Origin of the sequence: Nocardioides sp. CER19, from assembly GCF_029846275.1 — a bacterium.
In the GTDB taxonomy this organism is placed as follows: domain Bacteria; phylum Actinomycetota; class Actinomycetes; order Propionibacteriales; family Nocardioidaceae; genus Nocardioides.
The window spans coordinates 687405-709329 of the sequence record NZ_JARVWS010000002.1; the positions used below are offsets into that span (position 1 = coordinate 687405).

The following is a 21925-nucleotide window of genomic DNA, read 5'->3' on the forward strand; positions in this document are numbered from 1 at the left end:
GAGGGGCAGGAACGCCGATCTCGAGGGGCAGGAACCCCGATCTCGAGGGGCAGGAACGCCAATGTCGAGGGGCAGGAACGCCGATCTCGAGGGGCAGGAACGCCGATCTCGAGGGGCAGGAACGCCGATCTCGAGGGGCAGGAACGCCGATCTCGAGGGGCAGGAACCCCGATCTCGAGGGGCAGGAACGCCGATCTCGAGGGGCGACAACCCGGGTCTCGGCGGGGTGGGGGAGAGCAGGCGTGCGGGCCGTCACGGGGTGGGTCGGGCGCTCCCCAAGTTGGGGGATAAGGCGGTCGCACCGACCGCGGCGCGACGTGCGTCCGCCGAAATGGACCAAGCAAGCTCGTCGAACGCCGAAGAGGAACGATGACGACAACGGAGCCCCTTGGGGTGGGGGTGGTGGGCGCCGGTTACTGGGGCCCGAACCTCATCCGCAACTTCCGTACGAACGCCGACTGGGACCTCGTCGCCGTCTGCGATCTCGACACCGCCCGGGCGGAGGGAGTGGTCGGCGCCCGCAGCGGCGTGCTGGTCACCGACAGCCTGGACGAGGTGCTCGACCGCGACGACGTGGACGCGATCGCCATCGCGACCCCGGCGCGGACCCACCAGCCGATCGCCGAGGCGGCGCTGCGTGCGGGCAAGCACGTCCTGGTCGAGAAGCCGCTGGCCGACAGCGTCGCCGCCGGCCGCTCGATGGTCCAGACCGCCCGGGAGCAGGGCCTGGTCCTGATGACCGACCACACGTTCTGCTACACGCCGGCGGTCCAGAAGATCCGCGAGCTGGTGGCCGGCGGGTCGCTCGGCGAGATCCTCTTCGTCGACTCCGTCCGGATCAACCTCGGCCTCGTGCAGCCCGACGTCGACGTGTTCTGGGACCTGGCGCCGCACGACCTGTCGATCCTCGACTACATCCTGCCGGACGGGCTGCGGCCCACCGGCGTGGCGGCGCAGGGCGCCGACCCGATCCGCGCGGGCAAGCCGTGCGTCGGCTACCTCTCCCTGCCGCTCGCCGGCGGCGCGCTCGCCCACGTGCACGTCAACTGGCTCAGCCCGACCAAGATCCGCCAGATGGTCATCGGAGGCAGCGAGCGCACGCTGGTCTGGGACGACCTCAACCCGCAGCAGCGGCTGAGCGTCTTCGACCGCGGCGTCGACCTCGTGCAGCAGACGGTGGACAGCGCCGACCGGCGTACCGCCTCCATCAACTACCGACTGGGCGACACCTGGGCCCCGGCCCTCCCGGAGCGGGAGGCGCTCGGGCAGATGGTCACCGAGTTCGCCGCCAGCATCCGGGAGGGCCGATCCCCGGCCACGGACGGTACGGCGGGGCTGCGGGTGCTCTCCGTGCTCGAGGCGGCCGCCACCAGCCTGCGGGCGCGGGGCGCTCAGGTGGACGTCGCCGACCTCGAGCCCACCCTGGAGCTGGTCCGATGAACCTCCAGGGAGCCCGCGTCCTGGTGACCGGCGGTGCCGGCACCATCGCCTCGACGATCACCGACCAGCTCGTCGCGGCCGGCGTCGCCCACGTCGACGTCCTGGACAACCTGGTCCGCGGACGGCGGGCGAACCTCGACGAGGCGATCGCCAGCGGCCGGGTCACGCTCGTCGAGGGGGACATCCGCGACCGCGACCTCGTCCACGACCTCTCCCGCGGCAAGGACCTGGTGTTCCACCAGGCGGCGATCCGGATCACCCAGTGCGCCGAGGAGCCGCGGCTGGCGCTGGAGGTGCTCGTCGACGGCACCTTCAACGTGGTCGAGGCGGCGGCCGACGCGGGCGTCGGCAAGCTGGTCTACGCCTCGTCGGCGTCGGTCTACGGCCTCGCCGAGGAGTTCCCGACCACCGAGCGGCACCACCACCACAACAACGACACCCTCTACGGCGCGGCGAAGTCCTTCAACGAGGGCCTGGTCCGCAGCTTCCGCGCGATGCGCGGCCTCGACTACGTCGGCCTGGCCTACTTCAACGTCTACGGCCCGCGGATGGACGTCCACGGCGCCTACACCGAGGTGCTCGTGCGTTGGATGGAGCGCATCGACGACGGCCTCCCGCCGCTGATCTTCGGCGACGGGCGGCAGACGATGGACTTCGTCTGCGTGCCCGACATCGCCCGTGCCAACGTCCTCGCCGCCGCCAGCGACATCGTCCAGGGGCGCTACAACATCGCCAGCGGCACCGAGACCAGCCTGCTCGAGCTGGCCGAGGCCCTGCTCCGGGTGATGGGCTCCGACCTCGGGGTCGAGCACGGCCCCGAGCGGGCCGTCAACGGCGTCACTCGCCGGCTCGCCGACATCGGCGCCGCCCGGCGCGACCTCGGCTGGGAGCCGACCATCGGGCTCGAGGACGGGCTTCGCATGCTCGTCGACTGGTGGCGGCCGCTCCGCGACGAGATCGCCGCCGGCCGCTCGCTCCTGGTGACGTCATGACCCGCGTCAACGTCATGCAGCCGTGGCTCGGCGAGGAGGAGGCGGCCGCGCTGGCCGACGTCATCGCCTCGGGCTGGGTCGCCCAGGGTCCGCGGGTCGCGGCCTTCGAGCAGGCGTTCGCGGAGAGCCAGCAGGCGTCGTACGCCGTGGCGACCTCGAACTGCACGACCGCGCTCCACCTCGCCCTCGTCGTGGCCGGGATCGGCCCGGGCGACGACGTCGTGGTGCCGTCGTTCTCGTTCATCGCCACCGCCAACGCCCCGACGTACGTCGGCGCGCGACCGGTCTTCGCCGACGTCGACGGGACGACCGGCAACCTCACCGCCGGGACCGTCGAGCAGGCGCTGACGAGCCGGACCCGTGCCGTCATCGCCGTCGACCAGGGCGGCGTGCCCGTCGACATCGGCGCCCTGCGTGCCCTCTGCGACCCGCGCGGCATCGTCGTGGTCGAGGACGCCGCCTGCGCCGCCGGCTCGACCTACCGCGGCCGGCCGGTCGGCGTCGAGGCGGAGATCGCCGCGTGGTCGTTCCACCCCCGCAAGATCCTCACCACGGGAGAGGGCGGGATGCTGACGACGTCGCGCGCCGACTGGGCCGACCGCGCCCGCAAGCTGCGCGAGCACGCGATGAGCGCATCGGCGGCCGCCCGGCACCAGAGCGTGCTGGCGCCGCCGGAGCAGTACGACGAGATCGGCTTCAACTACCGGATGACCGACCTGCAGGCCGCGGTCGGGCTGGTCCAGCTGGCCCGGCTGCCCGAGGCGGTCGCCCGGCGACGTGAGCTGGCGGCGGCGTACGCGAAGGAGATCGGCGAGATCTACGGCCTGCGCGCCGTCGCCGACCCGTCGTGGGGCACCTCCAACTTCCAGTCCTTCTGGGTCGAGGTCGGGCACGGCTACCCGGTCGACCGCGAGGGCCTGATGGCGGCCCTGGCCGCCGCCGAGATCTCGGCGCGGCGCGGCATCATGGCCGCCCACCGCCAGCCGGCGTACGCCGACCGCGACACCGGCGGTGTCGCGCTCCACGTCACCGAGTGGCTCACCGACGCGACGCTGATCCTCCCGCTCTTCCACCAGATGTCCGAGTCGGAGCAGGCCCGCGTCATCGACGTCCTGCGTGACCCGAGGAGCGTGCTGTGAGCGTCCTCCTGCTGCTCGCCGCCGGCGGACTCGCCCGCGAGGTCATCGCCCTCGAGGCGACCATGCGCCGCTACGACGACCTGTTCCTGCTCGACGACGACCCCGCCCTGCAGGGCAAGGCGATCGACGGCGTGTCGGTGATCGGGCCGATCTCGCTGGCGGCCGACGAGTTCGACGGCGACCTGCTGATCTGCGCCGGCAGCGGCCACGCCCGCCGGCACATCGCCCGCCGGCTCGGCGCGATGGGCGTCGGCACGAGCTCCTACGGACGCGTCATCCACCCCAGCGTCGAGGTGCCGCCGGGCTGCACGGTCGGCCCCGGCTGCATCCTGCTCGCGTCGGTCGTGCTGACCGCCGACGTGCACCTGCACCGCCACGTCGTCGCGATGCCCAACGTCACGCTCACCCACGACGACGTCGTCTCCGACTACGCCACCCTCTGCGCCGGCGTCTCCCTGGGCGGTCGCGTGACCGTCGGCCAGGGCGCCTACCTCGGCATGAACGCCAGCGTCCGGCAGGGCGTCACCATCGGGCACGGCGCCGTGCTCGGCATGGGCGCCGTCCTGCTCGAGGACCTGCCCCCCGGCGAGACCTGGGCCGGCGTGCCCGCCCGCAGCCTGTCCCGCAACCACGACCCACGGAAGCAGCCGATCTCATGACCGTCCCCTTCGTCGACCTCGCGGCGCAGCATGCCGAGATCGAGGACGAGGTCCAGCTCGGCCTCGCGTCCGTCTTCGAGCGAACCGCCTTCATCGGCGGCGCCGAGGTCACCGACTTCGAGCACGAGTACGCCGGCTACGTCGGCGTACGGCACTGCGTCGGCGTCGCCAACGGCACCGACGCCCTCGAGCTGGCGATGCGCGCTCTCGGCATCGGCCGGGGCTCGGAGGTGATCCTCCCGGCGAACACGTTCATCGCCACCGCCGAGGCCGTGTCCGCCGTCGGCGCGACGCCGGTCCTGGTCGACGTCGACGACGAGCACCTGCTCCTCGACCCGGCGGCCGTCGAGCGGGCGGTCACCGACCGCACCCGACTCGTCGTCCCCGTCCACCTGTTCGGCCAGACCGCACCTGTCGAGGAGCTGCTCGGACTCGGCATCCCCGTCCTCGAGGACGCCGCCCAGTCGCAGGGCGCCCGCCGCGCCGGCCGCCCGGCCGGATCGCTGGGGCGCGTGGCCGCGACCAGCTTCTACCCGGGCAAGAACCTCGGTGCCGCCGGCGACGCGGGCGCGGTGATGACCGACGACGCCGGCATCGCCGACCGGGTCCGGGTGCTGAGCGCGCACGGCTCGCCGAGCAAGTACGTCCACGAGGTGGTCGGCCGCAACTCCCGTCTCGACACCGTCCAGGCCGTCGTGCTCCGGGCGAAGCTGGCCCGGCTGGAGAAGTGGAACGAGATGCGGCGGCAGGCCGCCGAGCGCTACGCCCGGCTCCTCGCCGACGTCCCCGGCGTGCGCGTGCCGACCTCGGCACCCGGCAACGAGGACGTCTGGCACCTCTACGTCGTCCGGGTCGCCGACCGCGACCGGGTCCTCGCCGAGCTCGCTGCGGCCGGGATCGGCGCCGGCATCCACTACCCGACCCCGGTGCACCTGACCGCGGCGTACGCCGACCTCTGCCTGCCCGCCGGGAGCTTCCCGGTCGCCGAGCGCGCCGCCGGCGAGATCCTCTCGCTGCCGATGTTCCCGCACCTGACCGTCGAGCAGCAGGAGCGCGTCGTCGAGGTGCTCGCCGGGGCGGTCGAAGGCTCGTCATGACGTCGGTCGTTCTCTCCCTCGCCTTCCACACCTGGGCGGACGGCGTCCCGCGGCAGATGTCGTGGTCGCCGGACCGCGTCGCCCAGCAGCTGTGCGACGACCCCACCGTGGACACCCTCCTGGTCGCCGACCCGCTCCGGAGCCAGCTGGCCCGGCTGCGGCGGCGCGCCGTCGCCCCCGACGAGGGGTTCCCCGCGGGCCCGTCGCGCCGGTTCGTGCAGCCTCGTCGGTGGCGCCGCGGCGACACGCATGACCGCGCCGGCTCGACGCGGGCCTACCAGCGGCTCGATCGCTGGCTCGCCGACCGCAACGAGGAGGCGGGGTGGCCGCAGGCCGTCCTCGTCACCTGCCATCCCGTCCTCGCCGCCGTCGCCGACCGGAGCCGGTGGGCCGACGTCGTCTACTACGGCTGGGACGACTGGCTCACCTACCCGCCGATGGCGGCCGCACGGGACCTGATGGCGTGGAGCTACGCCGAGATGGCGACCCGCGACGTCAAGGTCGTCGGGGTCACCCAGGCGATCGTCGACCGGGTCGGCGCGAGCCGCTCGGCCGTCGTACCCAACGGGATCTCGCTGGCCGACTACGCGTCGCCGGCGCAGACGCCGGACTGGTTCGAGGCCGTCGAGAAGCCGGTCGCCTTCTACGCAGGAGCGATGGAGGACCGTGTCGACGTCGAGGCGCTCGAGGACCTGGCCCGCGACCTTCCGGACTGGTCGCTCGTGCTGGTCGGCCACATGCAGGACCCGACCCGCTTCGAGCGGCTGCTGCAGCAGCCCAACGTGGTCTTCCACGAGCTCCAGCCGCGGCCCGAGGTGCTCGCGATGATGGCGGCCGCCGACGTCTGCCTGGTCCCGCACCGCCGGACCCCGATGTCGGTCGCGATGAGCCCGCTGAAGCTCTACGAGTACCTGGCCGCCGGCGCACCGGTCGTCGCCGCCGACCTGGAGCCGATGCGCGGGGTGTCCGACCGGTGCCTGCTGGTCGAGCCCGGTGCCCGGCTCGCGCCGACGGTCCGGCGTGCCGCGCAGCTGCCGCGCGCCACGGCCGACGAGATCGCCCGGTTCCGGGGGGACAACGACTGGAGCAGCCGCTATCGCGACTGGGCCGCCGCAGCGCTCGGGACGCCCCGTACTCCGGGGCGGGCGGGGGACGGACATCTGCCTCTACGGCGTGGGGCGTAGCTCAAGGAGGATGCACATGTACTTCATGGATGCAGTGAGGCTGCTGCTGAGACGGTGGTACGTCGCCGTCATCGGCCTCGTGCTGATCGTCGGTGGGGCGGCGTACGCGATGAAGACCCTGCCGACGCAATACCAGGCGTCGGGGGAGATGCTCTTCCTGCTGCCGCCGGACGCCACCGGCCACGCGACGCCGTCCAACCCCTACATCAACCTGGTGCCGGGCCTGACGACGACCGCGTCGCTGATCGCGACGGAGTCGATGACCAAGGACGTGATCGCCCAGTTCGCGAGCGAGGGCTTCAAGACCGAGTACTCGGTGGCGCTGGTCCCGTCGACCGGTCCGCTGCTCACGATCAGCACGACCGACGTCGACCCCGCGAAGGCGGTCGCCATGCGCGACCGCGTCATGAAGTGGCTGAAGGAACGGCTCGACCAGCGGCAGAAGGCGGTCTCGGTACCGGCGTCGCAGTCGATCTACACCGAGGACACCAACGTGGGGAAGGGCGCCGAGGTCGTGCCCGGCAACAAGATCCGTGCGCTGGCCGGAGTGGCAGCCGCCGGCGGGATCCTGACCCTGATCGCGGCGTTCGTGCTCGACAAGCTGTTGTCGCGGCGCAAGTTCGTGCGAGACCTCAAGCTGGCCAAGGTGGAGGACACCGACGCCGAGGAGGCAGACCCGGCGTTCGAGGCTGACAAGCGGGTCAAGGCGCGGCGCGGGCCGTGACCAGGGTCCTCCGCGTCCTCCGCCTGGAGGGGCTGCGCGCCTACGTGCGCAGCCGTCCGGGTGCCAAGCGCGTGCCCGCGGTGCTCGTGGTGTGCCTCTACATCGCGATGCTGCTCTGCATCCCGTCCGTCCTGATCTTCCGCCCGCTGGGCGCGCCGGGCACGCCGGCCAACATGCTCGGGATGGTCGCGCTGGCCTGGTGGGTCTGCGCGACGCTCGGCGGTCAGAACCCCATCCGCGGGCTCACGCCCACCCGGGTGGGCGCGGCGCTGATGGCCGTCGCGATCCTGATCCCCTACGCCAACGGCACGGCGACGGGGTGGTTCGCGCCGCCCGCGGTGCGCAGCGGCATCGACAACTGGACGCTGCTGGCGCCGACCGTCGACGAGATCAACGCGATGGTGGCCAAGGCGGCGGACCGAGGCCTGCTCTCGGTCGTCGGGTGGCTCGGCATCATGCTGCTGGCCGCCGAGGGCATGCGGTCGTGGCGGGACATCGACACCGTCGTCAACTGGGTCAGCTGGCTGGCCGCCTTCATGGCCGGCCTCGGCATCATCCAGTTCTTCACCGGCCTCGACATCGCCGGCCTGTTCCAGATCCCGGGGCTGAGCGCCAACTCCGACTTCGGGGCGGTCGCGTCGCGGTCGGTCCTCAACCGGGTGGCCAGCACCGCGGCCCACCCCATCGAGTACGGCGTCGTGCTGGCCGCCCTCTTCCCGCTGGCGCTGCACCGGACGATCTTCCGCTGGGGCGAGCGCTACGCCCTGCTGCCGACCTTCCTCATCGGCCTGGGCATGTTCCTGTCGGTCTCGCGCGGAGCCGTGGTGGCCGTCCTGTGCGCCTTCCTCGTGCTCCTCATCGGGTGGCCGGCGCGATGGAAGCTCCGCGCGCTGGCGATCCTGCCGTTCGCCGTCGTCGGTCTACGCGTCGCCGTGCCCGGCCTGGTCGGCACCCTGCTGTCGTTCTTCGTGAACGCCGACAAGGATCCGAGCGTCGAGGGACGCACCCAGGACTACGCGGCGGTGCACCTGCTCTGGGGCGAGCATCCGTGGTTCGGGCGCGGTCTGTTCACGCTCATGCCGCAGTACTACCGCATCCTCGACAACGAGTACCTCCTGCTGCTCGTGGAGCTCGGTGCCATCGGACTGAGCATGTTCCTCATCGCGCTGCTCATCGGCTACTTCTGTGCCCGCGGCACCCACCACCACGCCGCCGACGAGCGCTCCCGCAACGTCGGGCTCAGCATCTCGGCCGGCCTGTTCGGCCTCCTGGTCGCCCATGCCACCTTCGACGGCCTCGGGTTCCCGATGGCCGCCGGCGTCACCTTCCTGCTCACCGGTCTCGGTGGTGCCACCTGGCGGCTGACCCGCCTGGGCGTGCCGCCGGAACCGGAGCTCGAGCGCCAGTCCCGCACGCCCGTGCTGGAGGGAGCGGCATGACCCACGTCTCAGCGACCGTGACCGTCGTCGTGGTCACCTTCAACAGCGCCCACCTGCTGCCCGCGTTCGTGGCCTCGCTCGGACCCGGGCTCGGGGAGGTGCCGTGGCACCTCGTGGTCGCCGACAACGCCTCGGCGGACGGCACCGTCGAGCTCCTGCGCGAGCTCGCGCCGGAGGCCAAGATCGTGGAGATGGGCCGCAACGCCGGCTACGCCGCGGGCATCAACGCGGCGGTCCAGGCGGCGGGAGCGTCCGGTCCCACCATGGTGCTGAACCCGGACGTGCGGCTGGACCCCGGGTGCGTCCCCGAGCTGCTGCGCGTGCTCGAGGAGGAGGGCGCCGGGATCGCCGTACCCCGGCTCACCGACGCGGACGGCCGGCTGACGATGTCGATGCGGCGCGAGCCCACCGTGCTGCGGGCCGCCGCCGATGCGCTCATCGGGGGCCGCCGCGCGGGCCGGATCCCGCTCCTCGGCGAGCACATCACCGACCCGCGCCGCTACGACCGCCCGACGACCACCGACTGGGCGGAGGGCTCGACGCAGCTGATCAGCGCTGCCTGCCTCGCCGCGTGCCACCCGTGGGACGAGAGCTTCTTCCTCTACTCCGAGGAGACCGACTTCCACCTGCGCGCCGGTGACGCCGGCTTCACGATCCGCTTCGTGCCGACGGCAGGTGCCGTCCACCTGGGTGGGGAGTCGGCGACGTCGCCGGCCCTGTGGTCGCTGCTGGTCGCCAACCGGGTCAAGCTGTTCGCCCAGCGCCACGGCCGCGCGGAGACGACGCTCTACTGGGCGATGCTGCTGCTGCGCGAGGGCACCCGCGCCCTCCTGGGCAAGGAGACCTCGCGCCGCGCCACGCGCACCCTCCTCCACCCGCGCCGCCTCACCGGCAGCCGGGGACCGGGGTGGGTCGCATGAGGTCAGCGGTAGCGCTTCACGAGGCCGATCGCCCCGCGCTTGGCCCGCTCGATGACCGACGGAGTGGCCAGTACCCGCTGGCGCACGCTGTCGGGGGTGTCATCGCTGTGGACGCTGAACCGCGGCTGCAGCCAGGCGCCGTCGCGGGCCCAGCGACGGTCGCTGGTGTGCACGGAGAGGTAGCCCTCGCGGCGCAGCGCGTCGAGCACCCGCCGGTCGTAGCGACCGAGCGGCAGGGCCGCGTCGAGGACGGGCGTGCCGGCCGCCTCGGCGATCGCGATCCTGGCGTCGACGAGCTCGCGCCGCAGCGACGCGTCCGACAGGCCGCGCCAGGGGACGTGGTCCATCCCGTGCGTCCCGATGCGCATGCCGGCGTCCACGAGCTCGCGCACGTCGGCCGAGGACAGGCTGCCGGGCCGGTCGAGCCGTCCGGCCAGCACGAAGAACGTGGCGGTCATACCGCGCTCGCGGAGCGCCGGGAGACCGAGGGCGAGGTCGGACGCGTTGCCATCGTCGAAGCTGATCCGCACGCGCGGATCGGAAGCTGCGACGTCCAGGACCTGCTCGAAGAGGCTCGGGTCGATCCAGTAGGCGTCCTCGCCGGGCTCCATGGGCCGAGCCGGGCGACCGATGCCGTGGAGGCAGATGTTGACGAGGCGTTGATCCGCTCGAGACGCCATGGACAGGTCGCCCCCTCGCCGTCGGTACCTGTGACCAGAATCGTATCGGCTCCCGAAGCGTTCAGGATCTCGCGATCTCAGGAACGCCGAGGCCTGACCCACCGGAGGAACGCATGAGCGTCGCCCTCGCGCCCATCACGACCGCCGACCTGCGCGCCGTCGGCTGGTTCCTCCACGAGAACCTGAACCGGTCGGTGCCCATCAGGTCGTGGGTGCGGGCGCTGCAGGTGCCGTGGAAGGTGCCGCAGCCCAACCACGGCTACCTCCTGGCCGAGGAGGGCCGGGTGGTCGGCGCCTACCTCGCCTACTACTCCGAGCGCGAGATCGCGGGCCGGTCGCTGCGGGTGTGCAACCTGGGCGCGTGGTGCGTGCTGGACAGCCACCGGCACCAGGGGCTGCGGCTGCTCACCACGCTGCTGAAGCAGAAGGGCTACGCCTTCACCGACTTCTCGCCGAGCGGCAACGTGGTGCCGCTCAACCGGCGTCTCAAGTTCGTCGACCTCGACACGACCACCGCCCTGCTGCCCAACATCCCCGCGCCGCCACGCCGCGGGGTCAAGGTCACGAGCAACCCCGAGGCGCTGCTCGAGCGACTCACCGACCAGGAGCGGCGGGTCTACCTCGACCACCGCGACACCGCGGCGGCGCGGCACCTGCTGCTCGCCACCCCGCACGACCACTCGTACGTCGTCCTGCGCCGTGACTCCCGCAAGGGGGTCCGCGCGTTCGCGACGGTGCTCCACGCCAGCAACCCCGAGCTGTTCCGCCGGCACGCCCGCAACGTCGCCGGCCACCTGATGATCCGGCACGGCATCCCGGCGACCCTCGTCGAGCTGCGGGTCGCCGGCGGGCGACCGGCCGGCTCGGTGCTGCTGTCCACCTCCCGACCCAAGATGTTCAGGAGTGACGACCTCGATCCCGAGCACGTCGACTACCTGTACAGCGAGCTGACCTGCTTGGAGTGGTGACCGTGACCCAGATCGACCGACGCACCATGTCGTTCCCCACCGCCGGCAGCGAGCTGCTGGTGGGTGGCATCCCCGTCAGCCGTCTCGCCGAGCGGGTCGGCAGCACGCCGTTCTTCGCCTACGACCGCTCCCGCCTCGACGCCCGGGTCGGGCAGCTCCGCGCCGCGCTGCCGCACGACGTCCACCTCAGCTATGCCGTCAAGGCCAACCCCATGCCGGCGGTGGTCCAGCACCTGAGCACGATCGTCGACTCGCTCGACGTCGCCTCCGGCGCCGAGATGCGCGTCGCGCTGGACACGCCGGTGCCGCCGGCGGCCATCAGCTTCGCCGGACCGGGGAAGTCGGTCGCCGAGCTGACCCAGGCGGTCGCTGCCGGCGTACTCGTCGAGCTGGAGTCGCCGCTGGAGGCCGAGCGGCTCACGACCGCGGCCGAGCGCCTCGGCGTGCGCCCGCAGGTGGCCGTGCGGGTCAACCCGGACTTCGAGGTCAAGGGCTCGGGGATGCGGATGGGCGGTGGCGCCCAGCAGTTCGGCGTCGACGCCGAGGAGGTGCCGGCCCTGCTCAAGGAGCTCGGCGACCGGGACGTCGACGTGGTCGGGTTCCACGTCTTCTCCGGCTCGCAGAACCTGCACGCCGACATCCTCGCCCAGGCGCAGGCTCGCACCGTCGAGCTGGTGCTGCGGCTGGCCGACGACCTCGCCGACGAGCCGACGTACCTCAACATCGGCGGCGGGTTCGGCATCCCCTACTACGACAAGGACGTGCCGCTCGATCTCGGGACGGTCGGCGCCAACCTCGAGTCGCTGCTCGCGGCGCGGGTCCGGCCGCGGCTGCCCGGCGCCCGCGTGGTCGTCGAGCTCGGCCGCTACATCGTCGGCGAGGCGGGCGTCTACGTCACCCGCGTCGTCGATCGGAAGCTGTCCCGCGGCAGCACCTTCCTCGTCGTCGACGGCGGGATGCACCACCAGCTCGCGGCCTCGGGCAACTTCGGCCAGGTCATCCGCCGCAACTACCCGATCGCGGTGGCGAACCGGATGGACGAGGCCGACTCCGAGGTGGTGCAGGTCGTCGGGTCCCTGTGCACGCCGCTCGACCTGCTCGGCGACAAGGTGGCCCTGCCCCGCGCCGAGGTGGACGACCTCGTGGTCGTGCACCAGGCCGGCGCCTACGGCCTGACCGCGAGCCCCACGGCGTTCCTCAGCCACCCGCAGCCGCTCGAAGTGCTCGTCTGACCCGCACCCATCTCCGACCCGGAAGGCACCCCATGACCAGCGACACCGTCCCGACGACCACCACCGTCGACCGCCTGGCCGACGCCCTCACGCACGTGCTGGGGGAGGACCACAGTGCCGGGACCTTCACCGCCGACACGCTCCTGTTCGGCAGCCTGCCCGAGCTGGACTCCCTGGCGCTCGTCGAGCTGATCACCGTCATCGAGGAGCGGTTCGACTTCGACATGGACGAGGACGACATCACCGCAGAGGTGTTCGAGAGCGTCGGCTCGCTGTCGGCCTACATCGACCGTCAGAGCAGCTGAGCCCGTTCAGTCGCCCTCGGCTCGGCGGGCGTCGGCGTCCAGCGCCAGCCGCTGCGCCTCGCCGTGGTCGAGCTTGCCGTTGCCGAGCCGCGGCAGCTGCGCGACCGCGACCAGCGCCTGGGGCACGCTGTCGGGACGCAGGACGCCGCCGAGCCGGCGGCGCAGCTCCTCGAGCTGCGCCTCGGGTCCCTCGACGAGGCTGACCAGCTCACCGCTCGCGGTGGCGGTCGTGTACGTCGACACGCCGAGCCGCTCCCGGACCGACGCGTCCAGCTCGTCGAGGTCGACGAAGCTGGCGCTCCGCTTGACGCGCCGGCCGGCGCGTCCGAGGCAGAAGAGGTCATCGCCCACCCGTCCGCCGGTGTCGCCGGTGAGGACCTGCCCGGCGCCCTCCCAGCGCGGGTAGTCGCCGCTCGGGCTGCCGAACAGGTAGCCGCCGGGCAGGTGCGGCGACTCGATCGCGAGCATGTCCTGGTCGCCCCGCCGGTGCAGTCCGGTGTGCCACGGGCCGACCGTGCCGCGCCCGATCGTCACGGTCCCGTGCAGCGAGGGGAGCTCGTCGTCGGGTGTCATCCGCCCGGCGCTGGCGAACCCGATCGTCTCGCTGGTCCCGTAGGTGTTGACGAGCAGGGAGACCCCGAGCCCGAACACCTGACGTGCTCCCGCCTCGGAGAGCCGGTCCCCGCCCGAGCCCCACACGCGCAGGGACCGCGGACCCGGGCCGGGCCGCTCGTTGACCGCCAGCTCGATGAACCGCGGCGCGAGGCGCAGGTGGGTGGCGCCGGCCTTCTCGGTGAAGGCGAGCGGGCGCAGCCGGTCGCCCAGCGCCGACGACAGCCGCAGGCTGCTGCCGGCGGCGAGCGCGACCAGGAGGTTGGTCATCGCGAGGTCGTAGGAGAGGTGCGAGACCTCCGCCCACACCGACCCCTCGTCGAGGTCGAGGGCCTCGGCGCCGTGCGGCACGAACTGCGCGATGTTGGACCAGGAGGACAGCACGCCCTTCGGGCCGCCCCCCGTCGAGCCCGACGACATGGCGACGTACCCGGACGGCAGGTCGTCACGGTCGACGCCGGTGCTGCGGCGCAGCCCCGAGCCGTCGACGACGACGTCCGGGCCGAGCGCGTCCAGGACGGCGGCCCGGCGCTCCTCCGGCGCGGCAGGATCGACGCAGCACAGGGTGAGGTCACCGAGGACGGCGGCGGTCAGCAGCACGAGCGCGTCGGTCGCGAGGGGGAGGACGGCGGCGACCACCGGCCGGGCCCGATCGGTCTCGGCCCGGATCGTGCGGACCAGGTCCTCGGCCGACCGGAGCAGCTCGGCGTCGGTCAACGTGGCCCGCCGGTCGACGACCGTCGCCTCCGACAGCGCCCGCGCGCGCACGGACCGGATGCGGTCCGCGAGAGCGTTCACGGCCGTCATGCTAACGGCCACGGCCGCCCCCGCGAGGTGGTTTCGGGCGTCGTCGACGGCCCTCGACCAGCGATACCCAATCTGGGTCATCGAGGGGTGCAGCGGCCCACCCCGGCCTCCTACCGTTCGACCGTCGTGTCCAGCCCCACACGGATCGGTACTCCATGCCAGTTCGCGAGCGCAGTCTCGCTGGCCACGCTCCTGGTCGGCGACTGCCGACCCTGACCCGGCGGCAGCGGGTCGTGATCGGCGTGGTGGCGCTCGCTCTCGTCGTGGGGGCAGGCGTCCTGGTCCTCACCGGTGGGGGCGACCGGTGGAGCGGCGCGGTCAGCCTGCTGCCCGACGACGAGGTGCCGAAGGTGCTGACCGAGCCCGACGGTCGGCCCGTCGAGCTGGGGCTGCGGTTCCGTGTCGACCGGTCGGCCGAGGCGATCGCCGCCCAGTACTACCGGGGGCCCGGCGACACCGGGCCCCACCCCGCGACGCTGTGGTCGGGCGACGGCCGCAAGCTGGCCGTGGCGACGTTCGCCGACGGTTCGGCGGCCGGCCTGCAGACCGCGCGGTTCGGTGACCCGCCGACGCTGCGGCCCGGGACCGACTACGTCATCTCCTACACCGCGAACGACGGCCGCTACTCGGCCGACGAGCACTACTTCACCGACGCCGTCTCCCGCGGCCCGCTCTCCGCACGGCCGGACGCGGGCGTCTACGACTACGCGCCGGGCGGCTTCCCGTCGAAGACCCACGAGGCCGCCAGCTACACCGTCGACATCGTCGTGCGCCCGCCCGGCTCCTCGAGCCAGCCGCCGACGCCTCCGGCCGGGACCACGGCGCCGCCTGCCGCGGGCGCCACCCCGGTGCCGACGCCGAGCCCGACCGACACCCCGAGCCCGAGCGGGACGCCGCCGCCGACGGTGAAGGGCGGCCGCAGTCCGCGGTTCCCGACCGCCGACACGGCCGGCGTACCGGCGGGCTGGAAGCCGAGGAAGACGGTCGACGGCCGCTACGTCGTCAGCAGGCCGGGCGCGGTGGTCGAGGATCTCCGCGTCAACGGCAGCATCGAGATCGCGGCCGACGACGTGACGCTGCGCCGCGTCGAGGTCGTCGGCGGGTCGATCGGCAACTGGCCCTCGGGTGCGTCCTGCACCACCGGCCTCCTCCTGCAGCAGGTGTCGGTCCTCGCGGGGCCCGGCGAGGACACCGCCGGCCTCGGCGCCGCGATCTCGACCGGCGGCTACACGGCCGACCGCGTGAAGATCGACGGGCTGCCGGAGGGCATGCGGGTCGGCGGGAAGCCCCAGGGGTGCGGACCCGTGGTGGTGCGCGACTCCTGGGTCCGCGTGACGGCGCCCGCCGACTGCGCCGGCCTCGACTGGCACGGCGACGCGATCCAGGGCTGGGAGGGCGCCCGGCTCACCGTGCGCGACAGCGTCTTCGTCCTCGCCGACCGCCGCGACTGCATGGGGACCGCACCCTTCTTCTACCCCGACCAGGGCAACACGTCGGTCGACATCGACGGCCTCCTCGTCCAGGGCGGCGGCTACTCGTTCCGTCTCGGGACGCCGGGGTCGGTGCGCAACCTCGACGTCGTCGCCGACGCCTCCTGGTTCGGCCCGCTTGACGTGAAGTGCGGGCTCCTCAGCGCCTGGGACGCCAGGCTCGTCCGCCTCGACCACGGACAGCCGGTGCCTGTCTCCGTCCTTCCGTGCGACTAGGCGTTCGTGTTGACTCCACCGAGACCCCGACGAAGCGGAGGTTGCCGCCCATGACCCACGCCCTCACCGACCGCGCTCCCCGACGGCGCCGACACGTCCTGACGGTGCTCCTCGCTGTCGCCGCGGTCGCCGTCGGCACGCAGCTGCTCCTCGGCGCCGACCCCGGCGGCGGAGGAGCTGCCGTGGCGGCGCGGGCACCGCTGGCGGCCGACACGCCCAGCTCGGCGGAACCGCAGGCGGCCAGGACCGCCCCGGCGGCGTACGGCATCTGGCGCAAGGCGAAGCCGCGTGCCTCGGACCGGCGCACGACGGCGACGACGGTCGGCACGCGGTTCCGACCGACGAGGTCGGGCCGCGTCACCGCGCTGCGCTTCTACAGCGTGCGCGCGCCCCAGGCGGCGGTCAGGATGCGGCTCTTCACCGCCGGCGGGAGGCGGTTGGGCCAGGTGCGCATCCCCAGGAGCGGGGCGGCCGGCTGGCAGGCCCGGGCCCTCGCGCGTCCCGTCGCGCTGCACACCGGACGGACCTACGTCGTGAGCTACACCGTTCCCGGCCGCCACGTGTCGCGCCGTGGCAACGTCTTCGCGAAGGGACGCGTCGTCCGCAGCGGGGCACTCGTCGCGACCGGGGCGCGGGTGGCCACGCACGGTCAGTCGTTCCCGACCCGGTCGTCGACCTCGGCGTTCTTCGCCGACGTGGCGTTCGTGCCGGATGTCCTGCCGACCGAGTCGACGGCCGGCGTGCCGGCGGGCTGGCGGCCGAAGCGGACGGTCAACGGCACCTACACCGTTCGCACGCCGGGGGCGGTCGTCGAGGACCTGCGCGTCAACGGCGGCCTCGAGGTCGCCGCCGACAACGTGACGCTGCGGCGCGTCGAGGTCGTGGGCGGCTGGATCGGCAACTGGCCCGGTCGGACCTGCACCACGGGGCTCCTGATGCAGCAGGTGTCGGTCGTGCGGGCACCCGGCCAGAAGACGGCCGGCCTCGGTGCCGCCATCTCGACGGGCGGCTACACCGCCGACCGGGTCAAGATCGACGGCTTCCCGGAGGGCTTCCGCGTCGGAGGCAAGCCTCAGGGCTGTGGCCCGGTGGTCGTGCGCGACTCCTACGCCCGCATCACCCCGCCGAACAACTGCGAGAGCGTCGACTGGCACGGCGACAGCCTCCAGGGGTGGCAGGGCAACGCGCTCACCGTGCGCAACAGCGTCCTCATCCTCGAGGGGACCCGGACCTGCACGGGCACGTCGCCGTTCTTCTACCCGGACCAGGGCAACACCTCGGTCGACATCGACGGCCTGCTGGTGGAGGGCGGCGGCTATTCGTTCCGGCTCGGGACGCGGGGGTCGGTCCGCAACCTCGAGGTGGTCGCCGGCTCCTACTGGTTCGGTCCGTTCACCGCCGACTGCAGCCTCCTCAGCACCTGGGACGCCCGGCTCGTCCGCCTCGTCGACGGGCGGCGGGTGACGGTCAGGAAGCTCCCGTGCGGGTAGGCCCGGACGGGGGCTCACCAAGATGAGGTAGCCGCGCCACCATCGCGGCCAGCGTTCGAGCGGGCGGCGGAACCTGCGGGCATGGACCAGCCCGGCTTCGCCGCGCTCTCCCTCGCGGCCGGCGCCACCCCGCCGCGCGGGGTGGCGGGGCCGACGCGCCGCGCCTGGTGGCAGGAGGGCGGCCCGGGGACGGGCCCCGGCCTGCGGCTCGCCGTGTGGGGCGACGGGGCCGTCCGGCCCAGCACCTCGGCGGTGATGCTGCTCTGCGGCGACGCCCGCAGTCGCGATCGCCGGCTCGGGCCCGAGTCCGTACGACGGGTGCTGCTCGGGCCAGACCAGGACCTGCTCCCGACGCTGATGCCGCCGTTCGCCGCGGTGACGCTGCGCGACGCCGGGACCCTCGTCGCCGCGACCGACGGGCTCGGCTTCCGGCACCTCTACTCGACCGGCGGCCCTGGCTGGGGCGCCGTCTCGACCTCGGCCCGCGCGCTGGCGGCGCTCACCGATGCGCCCCTGGACCGCGAGGCGCTCGCCGTGCAGACCATGCTCGGCTGGCAGCTGGGCACCCGCACGCTCTTCGACGGGGTCACGAAGGTCGGACCCGGGGGGCTGGTCACCCTCGGCGACGGCCGGCTCGTCGAGACGTCGTACGCGTCGCCGGAGCCGGAGCCGACGACCCTCGAGGCCGCCGTCGTCCGGATGCGCGAGATGCTGCGCGGCTATCTCGGGGCCTATCTCGACGACCATCCCGACGCCGTCCTGCAGCTGACCGGCGGGCAGGACTCGCGGCTGCTCCTCTCCGCCATCGCGCCGGCGCGGCGGCCGTCGGTCGCCGCGATGACGCTCGGTCCGCCGGACTGCGCCGACCAGGTGATCGCCGGAGCGCTGGCCCGCCGGTGCGGTCTGCAGCACGAGACGCTCACCCTCGACGGCCTCGACGAGCTCAGTCCGGCGGAGGCGCACGAGCTGTGCCTCGACGCGGCGGCGCGCCTGGAGCTGATGGCCGACCCGCTCGCGGCCGCCGCCCTCGACTACGCCGAGCTGCGGGCCCGGCCCGGTCGCCGCATCTCCGGCCTCGGCGGCGAGCTCGCGCGCGGCTTCTACTACCTCGGGCCGGTGGCCCACGAGAAGCCGACGATGCGGCGCACCCTCCAGCTGACCCGGTGGCGGATGTTCGTCAACGACGCGGTGCCCCCGGACGCGCTCGAGCCCGAGTTCCATGACTGGGCTCGCGACTTCACGACGCAGGACGTCCACCGGATCCTCGCCGCTACGGGCCACGGCTGGTCGGCGGCGACCGACGACCTCTACCTGGAGCACCGGATGCAGCGGTGGGCGGGCGGCACCGAGACGGCGGTGTGCACCGACCGGGTCTCGACGAACCCGATGCTCGACGACCGGTTCATCGCCACCGTGCGGGGCCTCGCGCCGGAGGACAAGCGGAACTCCCGGTTCCTCGCCCGGCTCCAGGTCGCCCTCGACGAGGACCTGGCCCGGATCCCGCTCGACGGTCGGCCCGCGCCCGCCACGATGGCCGAGCCCGGGCTGCACCGGGCGGTCGGCAACGCCCGCGGCGTGATCCGCCGCGGCGGGCGCAAGGTCACGCAGCGCCTGGCCGGCAGGCGGCGCCCGCCGGTCGGCGGTGCGGTGCTCGCCGCGGCCGTCGTACGCCACTGGCGGGAGCGGCCCCAGCTGCTCGAGTCGGTGGCCACCGCCGGGTTCTTCCGGTCCGACTGGCTGGCCGGCGTCGTCGACGGCACCTGCACCCCCGAGCCGAGCGCCGTCGCGTTGCTCATCAACCTCGGCGCCGCGCTGGCCGGGCGGACGGCGGCCGCCGCCGAGAGCACTCCCTCATATGAGTGATATCCCAGGCGTGGCCCGACCCGCCCGCTGACCTGCTCAGAAGGTGGGCCCATGGTTGCCAGGATCCATGCCCTCGTCATCGTGCAGAACCTGCCCGTGCCGCTGGACCGCCGGGTCTGGCTGGAGTGCCAGGCGCTCCGCGCGGCCGGGTACGACGTGAGCGTGATCTGTCCCAAGGGTCCCGGCGACCCGGGTCGTGAGGTCATCGACGGCGTGCGGATCTACAAGTACCAGCCGCCGCCCCAGGCCTCGGGGGTGCTCGGCTACCTGCTCGAGTTCGTGTACTGCTGGCTGCGGACGGCGCTGCTCAGCAGGAAGGTCTGGAAGCGGCAGCACTTCGACGTCATCCAGGCGTGCAACCCGCCGGACACCTACTGGGCGCTGGCCCGGCTGTGGCGCCGCAAGGGCGTGCGGTTCGTGTTCGACCAGCACGACCTCAACCCCGAGCTGTTCCTCTCCCGGTTCGGCGAGCCGCGCGGCCGGATGGCGCGCGCCCAGTACAACTGTCTGGTCTGGCTCGAGGCGATGACCTACCGCACCGCCGACCACGTCATCTCCACCAACGAGTCCTACCGGCGCATCGCGCTGACCCGCGGTGGCATGGCGGGCGACCAGGTCACCGTGGTGCGCAGCGGGCCGGACACCCGCGTGATGCGACCGGTGCAGCCCTCGGCCGAGGTGCCGCGGCGGCACTCGCTCGTCTACCTCGGCATCATGAACCCGCAGGACGGGGTCGACCTGGTCCTCGAGGTGATGGACGAGCTCGTCCACCGCCGGGGCCGGACCGACGTCGAGGCGACCCTGCTCGGCTTCGGCGACTGCTACGACGACCTGCGCGAGCAGTGCACCCGACTCGGCCTCGACGAGGTGGTGACGTTCACCGGCCGCGCCGACGCGGGCATGATCGCCGAGCACCTCAGCCGGGCGACCATCGGCGTCTGCCCGGACCTCAAGACGCCGCTCAACGACGTGTCGACGATGAACAAGACGATGGAGTACATGGCCTACGCCCTGCCGTCGGTCTCCTTCGACCTGGTCGAGACCCGCGTCTCCGGCGCCGACTCGTGCCTCTACGTCGCGTCCGGCGACGTGTCGGCGTTCGCGGACGCGGTCGAGCGGCTGCTCGACGACCCGGAGCAGCGGCTCGACATGGCACGCAAGGCCCGCGCGCGGGTCTGCCGGCACCTCGACTGGCGGGCGCAGTCGGAGGCCTACGTGGGCGTCTACGACGGGCTGTTCGGCATCCCGGCGCGGATCACGGTCGCCGGCCCCGTCGCCGGGGACGGCTTCGGTCACACGTTCGTCGACGTGGACTCCGAGGCCGAGTTCGACCGTTTCCTGCGCAGCCGCGAGCCCGCCGGCGCCGTCCCCGCGCCCCGCACGTCGGGCTCGGAGCTCGACCCGGCGATCGATGTGGAGACCGTCGGCGCCTGACCCGCTCCGTCGCCCGCCGTTCACCTGCCGTTGCGGGACCCTGAGCCCGCGATCCCCGGCCGTCTAGCCCCTCTGGGCTAGGCAGCCGGCCTCACGTCATCTTGTTGGCCAAAAGCCGCCACGTTGTTCGGTCGCCATTCACCGTCCGCGGCCCCCCGGTTCGCCTCGCTTCTCGACACTCACGACGTTCGACCGCCGTCTCGGGCGTGAGTGAAGAAAGCCACCAGGTGACCACCCTTCCCGTGCCGGACGCCCCCGCTGGCGTCCGCCCCCGACGGATCTCCCGCAAGCCGACCGGCGGTGACGCGGTCTTCGCGCACACCTTCCGAGCGATCGGCGCCTCGGTGCTCGTCATCACCGGCGGCATCGGCGTCTTCCTCGCCTACCAGTCGTGGCCGACGTTCCGGCACTACGGATTCTCGTTCCTGACCGAGACGCAGTGGCAGCCGGAGGCCGACGTGCTCGGCATCGCCGCGGTCCTGGTCGGCACCCTGTCCGTCGCCCTGGTGGCGATGTCGTTCGCGTTCCCGCTCTCGCTGGCGACGGCCCTCTACATCAGCGAGTACGCGCCCGACCGCTGGAAGGCGACGCTCGTGTCGCTCGTCGACCTCATGGCGGCCGTCCCCTCGATCGTCTACGGCCTGTGGGGCTTCTTCCTCATCCAGCCGCACGCGAGCGGGTTCGCCCACGTCCTCCACCAGCACCTGGGATGGATCCCGATCTTCTCCGTGGGCACCGACGCCGATGCCGCTGTCCCGGACGCCAGCCGCTACACGGCGTCGGCGTTCGTCGCCGGCATCGCGGTGGCGATGATGGTGCTGCCGATGGCCTGCGCGGTCATGCGGCAGGTGTTCTCGCAGACGCCGGCCGGCGAGAAGGAGGCAGCGCTCGCGCTCGGTGCGACGAAGTGGGGGATGATCCGCACCGTCGTGCTGCCGTTCGGCAAGGGCGGCATCATCGGCGGCACGATGCTCGGCCTGGGCCGGGCGCTCGGCGAGACCATCGCCGTCCTGCTGATCATCAGCCCCGAGTTCGTCATCAAGCCGCGCATCCTCGAGATCGGCACCGACACCGTCTCCGCTCTCATCGCCGGCCAGTTCGGCGAGGCCAACGGCATCCAGCTCTCGGCCCTCCTCACCGCCGGCTTCGTGCTGTTCCTCATCACGCTCGTCGTCAACACGCTGGCCGCGATCGTCGTGAACCGCAGCCGATCGGGGGCGGAGACCTCGTGACC

19 protein-coding genes are annotated in these 21925 nt (G+C 73.0%); 17 read left to right on the forward strand and 2 right to left on the reverse strand.

The features are described from left to right. The first annotated feature begins 369 nt into the window (after window positions 1-369). From QDS12_RS11750 to QDS12_RS11790, 9 genes are read left to right on the forward strand one after another with little or no spacing between them, the layout of a single operon-like run. Window positions 370-1440 (forward strand): Gfo/Idh/MocA family oxidoreductase, encoded by a 1071-nt coding sequence (locus QDS12_RS11750; protein WP_279879183.1) that lies wholly within the window; start codon window positions 370-372, stop codon window positions 1438-1440. Next, the gene (locus QDS12_RS11755) at window positions 1437-2432 is read left to right on the forward strand and encodes an NAD-dependent epimerase/dehydratase family protein (protein WP_279879184.1); all 996 of its coding nucleotides are present in this window, start codon (window positions 1437-1439) and stop codon (window positions 2430-2432) included. The genes QDS12_RS11750 and QDS12_RS11755 overlap by 4 nt, the downstream gene beginning before the upstream one ends. Next, window positions 2429-3571: a DegT/DnrJ/EryC1/StrS family aminotransferase gene (locus QDS12_RS11760; protein ID WP_279879185.1), complete on the forward strand. Its 1143-nt coding sequence runs from the start codon at window positions 2429-2431 to the stop codon at window positions 3569-3571. The genes QDS12_RS11755 and QDS12_RS11760 overlap by 4 nt, the downstream gene beginning before the upstream one ends. Further along, entirely contained in the window at window positions 3568-4230 is a 663-nt protein-coding gene (locus QDS12_RS11765; protein WP_279879186.1) for a NeuD/PglB/VioB family sugar acetyltransferase, read from the forward strand. The genes QDS12_RS11760 and QDS12_RS11765 overlap by 4 nt, the downstream gene beginning before the upstream one ends. Continuing rightward, a complete protein-coding gene (locus QDS12_RS11770; RefSeq protein ID WP_279879187.1) occupies window positions 4227-5327 on the forward strand; it encodes a DegT/DnrJ/EryC1/StrS family aminotransferase in 1101 nt (366 codons plus the stop codon). Before QDS12_RS11765 ends, QDS12_RS11770 begins: the two co-directional genes overlap by 4 nt. Next, a complete protein-coding gene (locus tag QDS12_RS11775; protein ID WP_279879189.1) occupies window positions 5324-6511 on the forward strand; it encodes a glycosyltransferase in 1188 nt (395 codons plus the stop codon). The genes QDS12_RS11770 and QDS12_RS11775 overlap by 4 nt, the downstream gene beginning before the upstream one ends. Window positions 6512-6527: 16 nt before the next feature. Further along, window positions 6528-7235, forward strand: coding sequence for a hypothetical protein (locus tag QDS12_RS11780; RefSeq protein ID WP_279879191.1), 708 nt, complete (start codon window positions 6528-6530; stop codon window positions 7233-7235). Then, window positions 7232-8674, forward strand: coding sequence for an O-antigen ligase family protein (locus tag QDS12_RS11785; RefSeq protein ID WP_279879192.1), 1443 nt, complete (start codon window positions 7232-7234; stop codon window positions 8672-8674). Before QDS12_RS11780 ends, QDS12_RS11785 begins: the two co-directional genes overlap by 4 nt. Beyond that, window positions 8671-9594: a glycosyltransferase family 2 protein gene (locus QDS12_RS11790; protein WP_279879193.1), complete on the forward strand. Its 924-nt coding sequence runs from the start codon at window positions 8671-8673 to the stop codon at window positions 9592-9594. The genes QDS12_RS11785 and QDS12_RS11790 overlap by 4 nt, the downstream gene beginning before the upstream one ends. Window positions 9595-9596: 2 nt before the next feature. Here QDS12_RS11790 and QDS12_RS11795 read toward each other — a convergent pair whose 3' ends face one another. Beyond that, window positions 9597-10274 (reverse strand): polysaccharide deacetylase family protein, encoded by a 678-nt coding sequence (locus tag QDS12_RS11795; protein WP_279879195.1) that lies wholly within the window; start codon window positions 10272-10274, stop codon window positions 9597-9599. A gap of 113 nt (window positions 10275-10387) precedes the next feature. On the opposite strand from QDS12_RS11795, the gene QDS12_RS11800 reads away from it, so the two are divergent. Genes QDS12_RS11800 through QDS12_RS11810 form a run of 3 tightly spaced genes read left to right on the forward strand, consistent with a single transcriptional unit; the run spans window position 10388 to window position 12779 of the window. Continuing rightward, a complete protein-coding gene (locus QDS12_RS11800) occupies window positions 10388-11242 on the forward strand; it encodes a hypothetical protein (RefSeq protein ID WP_279879196.1) in 855 nt (284 codons plus the stop codon). Between the two features lie 2 nt (window positions 11243-11244). Continuing rightward, window positions 11245-12474: a pyridoxal-dependent decarboxylase, exosortase A system-associated gene (locus tag QDS12_RS11805; protein ID WP_279879198.1), complete on the forward strand. Its 1230-nt coding sequence runs from the start codon at window positions 11245-11247 to the stop codon at window positions 12472-12474. 32 nt (window positions 12475-12506) lie between these two features. Next, a complete protein-coding gene (locus QDS12_RS11810; protein WP_279879199.1) occupies window positions 12507-12779 on the forward strand; it encodes a phosphopantetheine-binding protein in 273 nt (90 codons plus the stop codon). A 6-nt stretch (window positions 12780-12785) separates the two neighbouring features. On the opposite strand, the gene QDS12_RS11815 is transcribed toward QDS12_RS11810, so the two are convergent. Next, on the reverse strand, window positions 12786-14189 hold the full coding sequence (locus QDS12_RS11815) for an AMP-binding protein (RefSeq protein ID WP_279879200.1): 1404 nt from the start codon (window positions 14187-14189) through the stop codon (window positions 12786-12788). A 164-nt stretch (window positions 14190-14353) separates the two neighbouring features. Here QDS12_RS11815 and QDS12_RS11820 point away from each other — a divergent pair, with 164 nt between their 5' ends. The 5 genes from QDS12_RS11820 to pstC all read left to right on the forward strand — a co-directional run bounded on the left by QDS12_RS11820 (window position 14354) and on the right by pstC (window position 21923). After that, window positions 14354-15904 (forward strand): DUF4082 domain-containing protein, encoded by a 1551-nt coding sequence (locus tag QDS12_RS11820; protein WP_279879201.1) that lies wholly within the window; start codon window positions 14354-14356, stop codon window positions 15902-15904. A 50-nt stretch (window positions 15905-15954) separates the two neighbouring features. After that, a complete protein-coding gene (locus QDS12_RS11825) occupies window positions 15955-17394 on the forward strand; it encodes a DUF4082 domain-containing protein (RefSeq protein WP_279879202.1) in 1440 nt (479 codons plus the stop codon). 81 nt (window positions 17395-17475) lie between these two features. Next, a complete protein-coding gene (locus QDS12_RS11830) occupies window positions 17476-19257 on the forward strand; it encodes a hypothetical protein (protein ID WP_279879203.1) in 1782 nt (593 codons plus the stop codon). 51 nt (window positions 19258-19308) lie between these two features. Beyond that, window positions 19309-20691, forward strand: a complete 1383-nt coding sequence (locus QDS12_RS11835; protein ID WP_279879204.1) for a glycosyltransferase family 4 protein — start codon at window positions 19309-19311, stop codon at window positions 20689-20691. Window positions 20692-20918: 227 nt separating this feature from the next. Next, a complete protein-coding gene (gene pstC, locus QDS12_RS11840; RefSeq protein ID WP_279879206.1) occupies window positions 20919-21923 on the forward strand; it encodes a phosphate ABC transporter permease subunit PstC in 1005 nt (334 codons plus the stop codon). Window positions 21924-21925 lie beyond the last annotated feature (2 nt).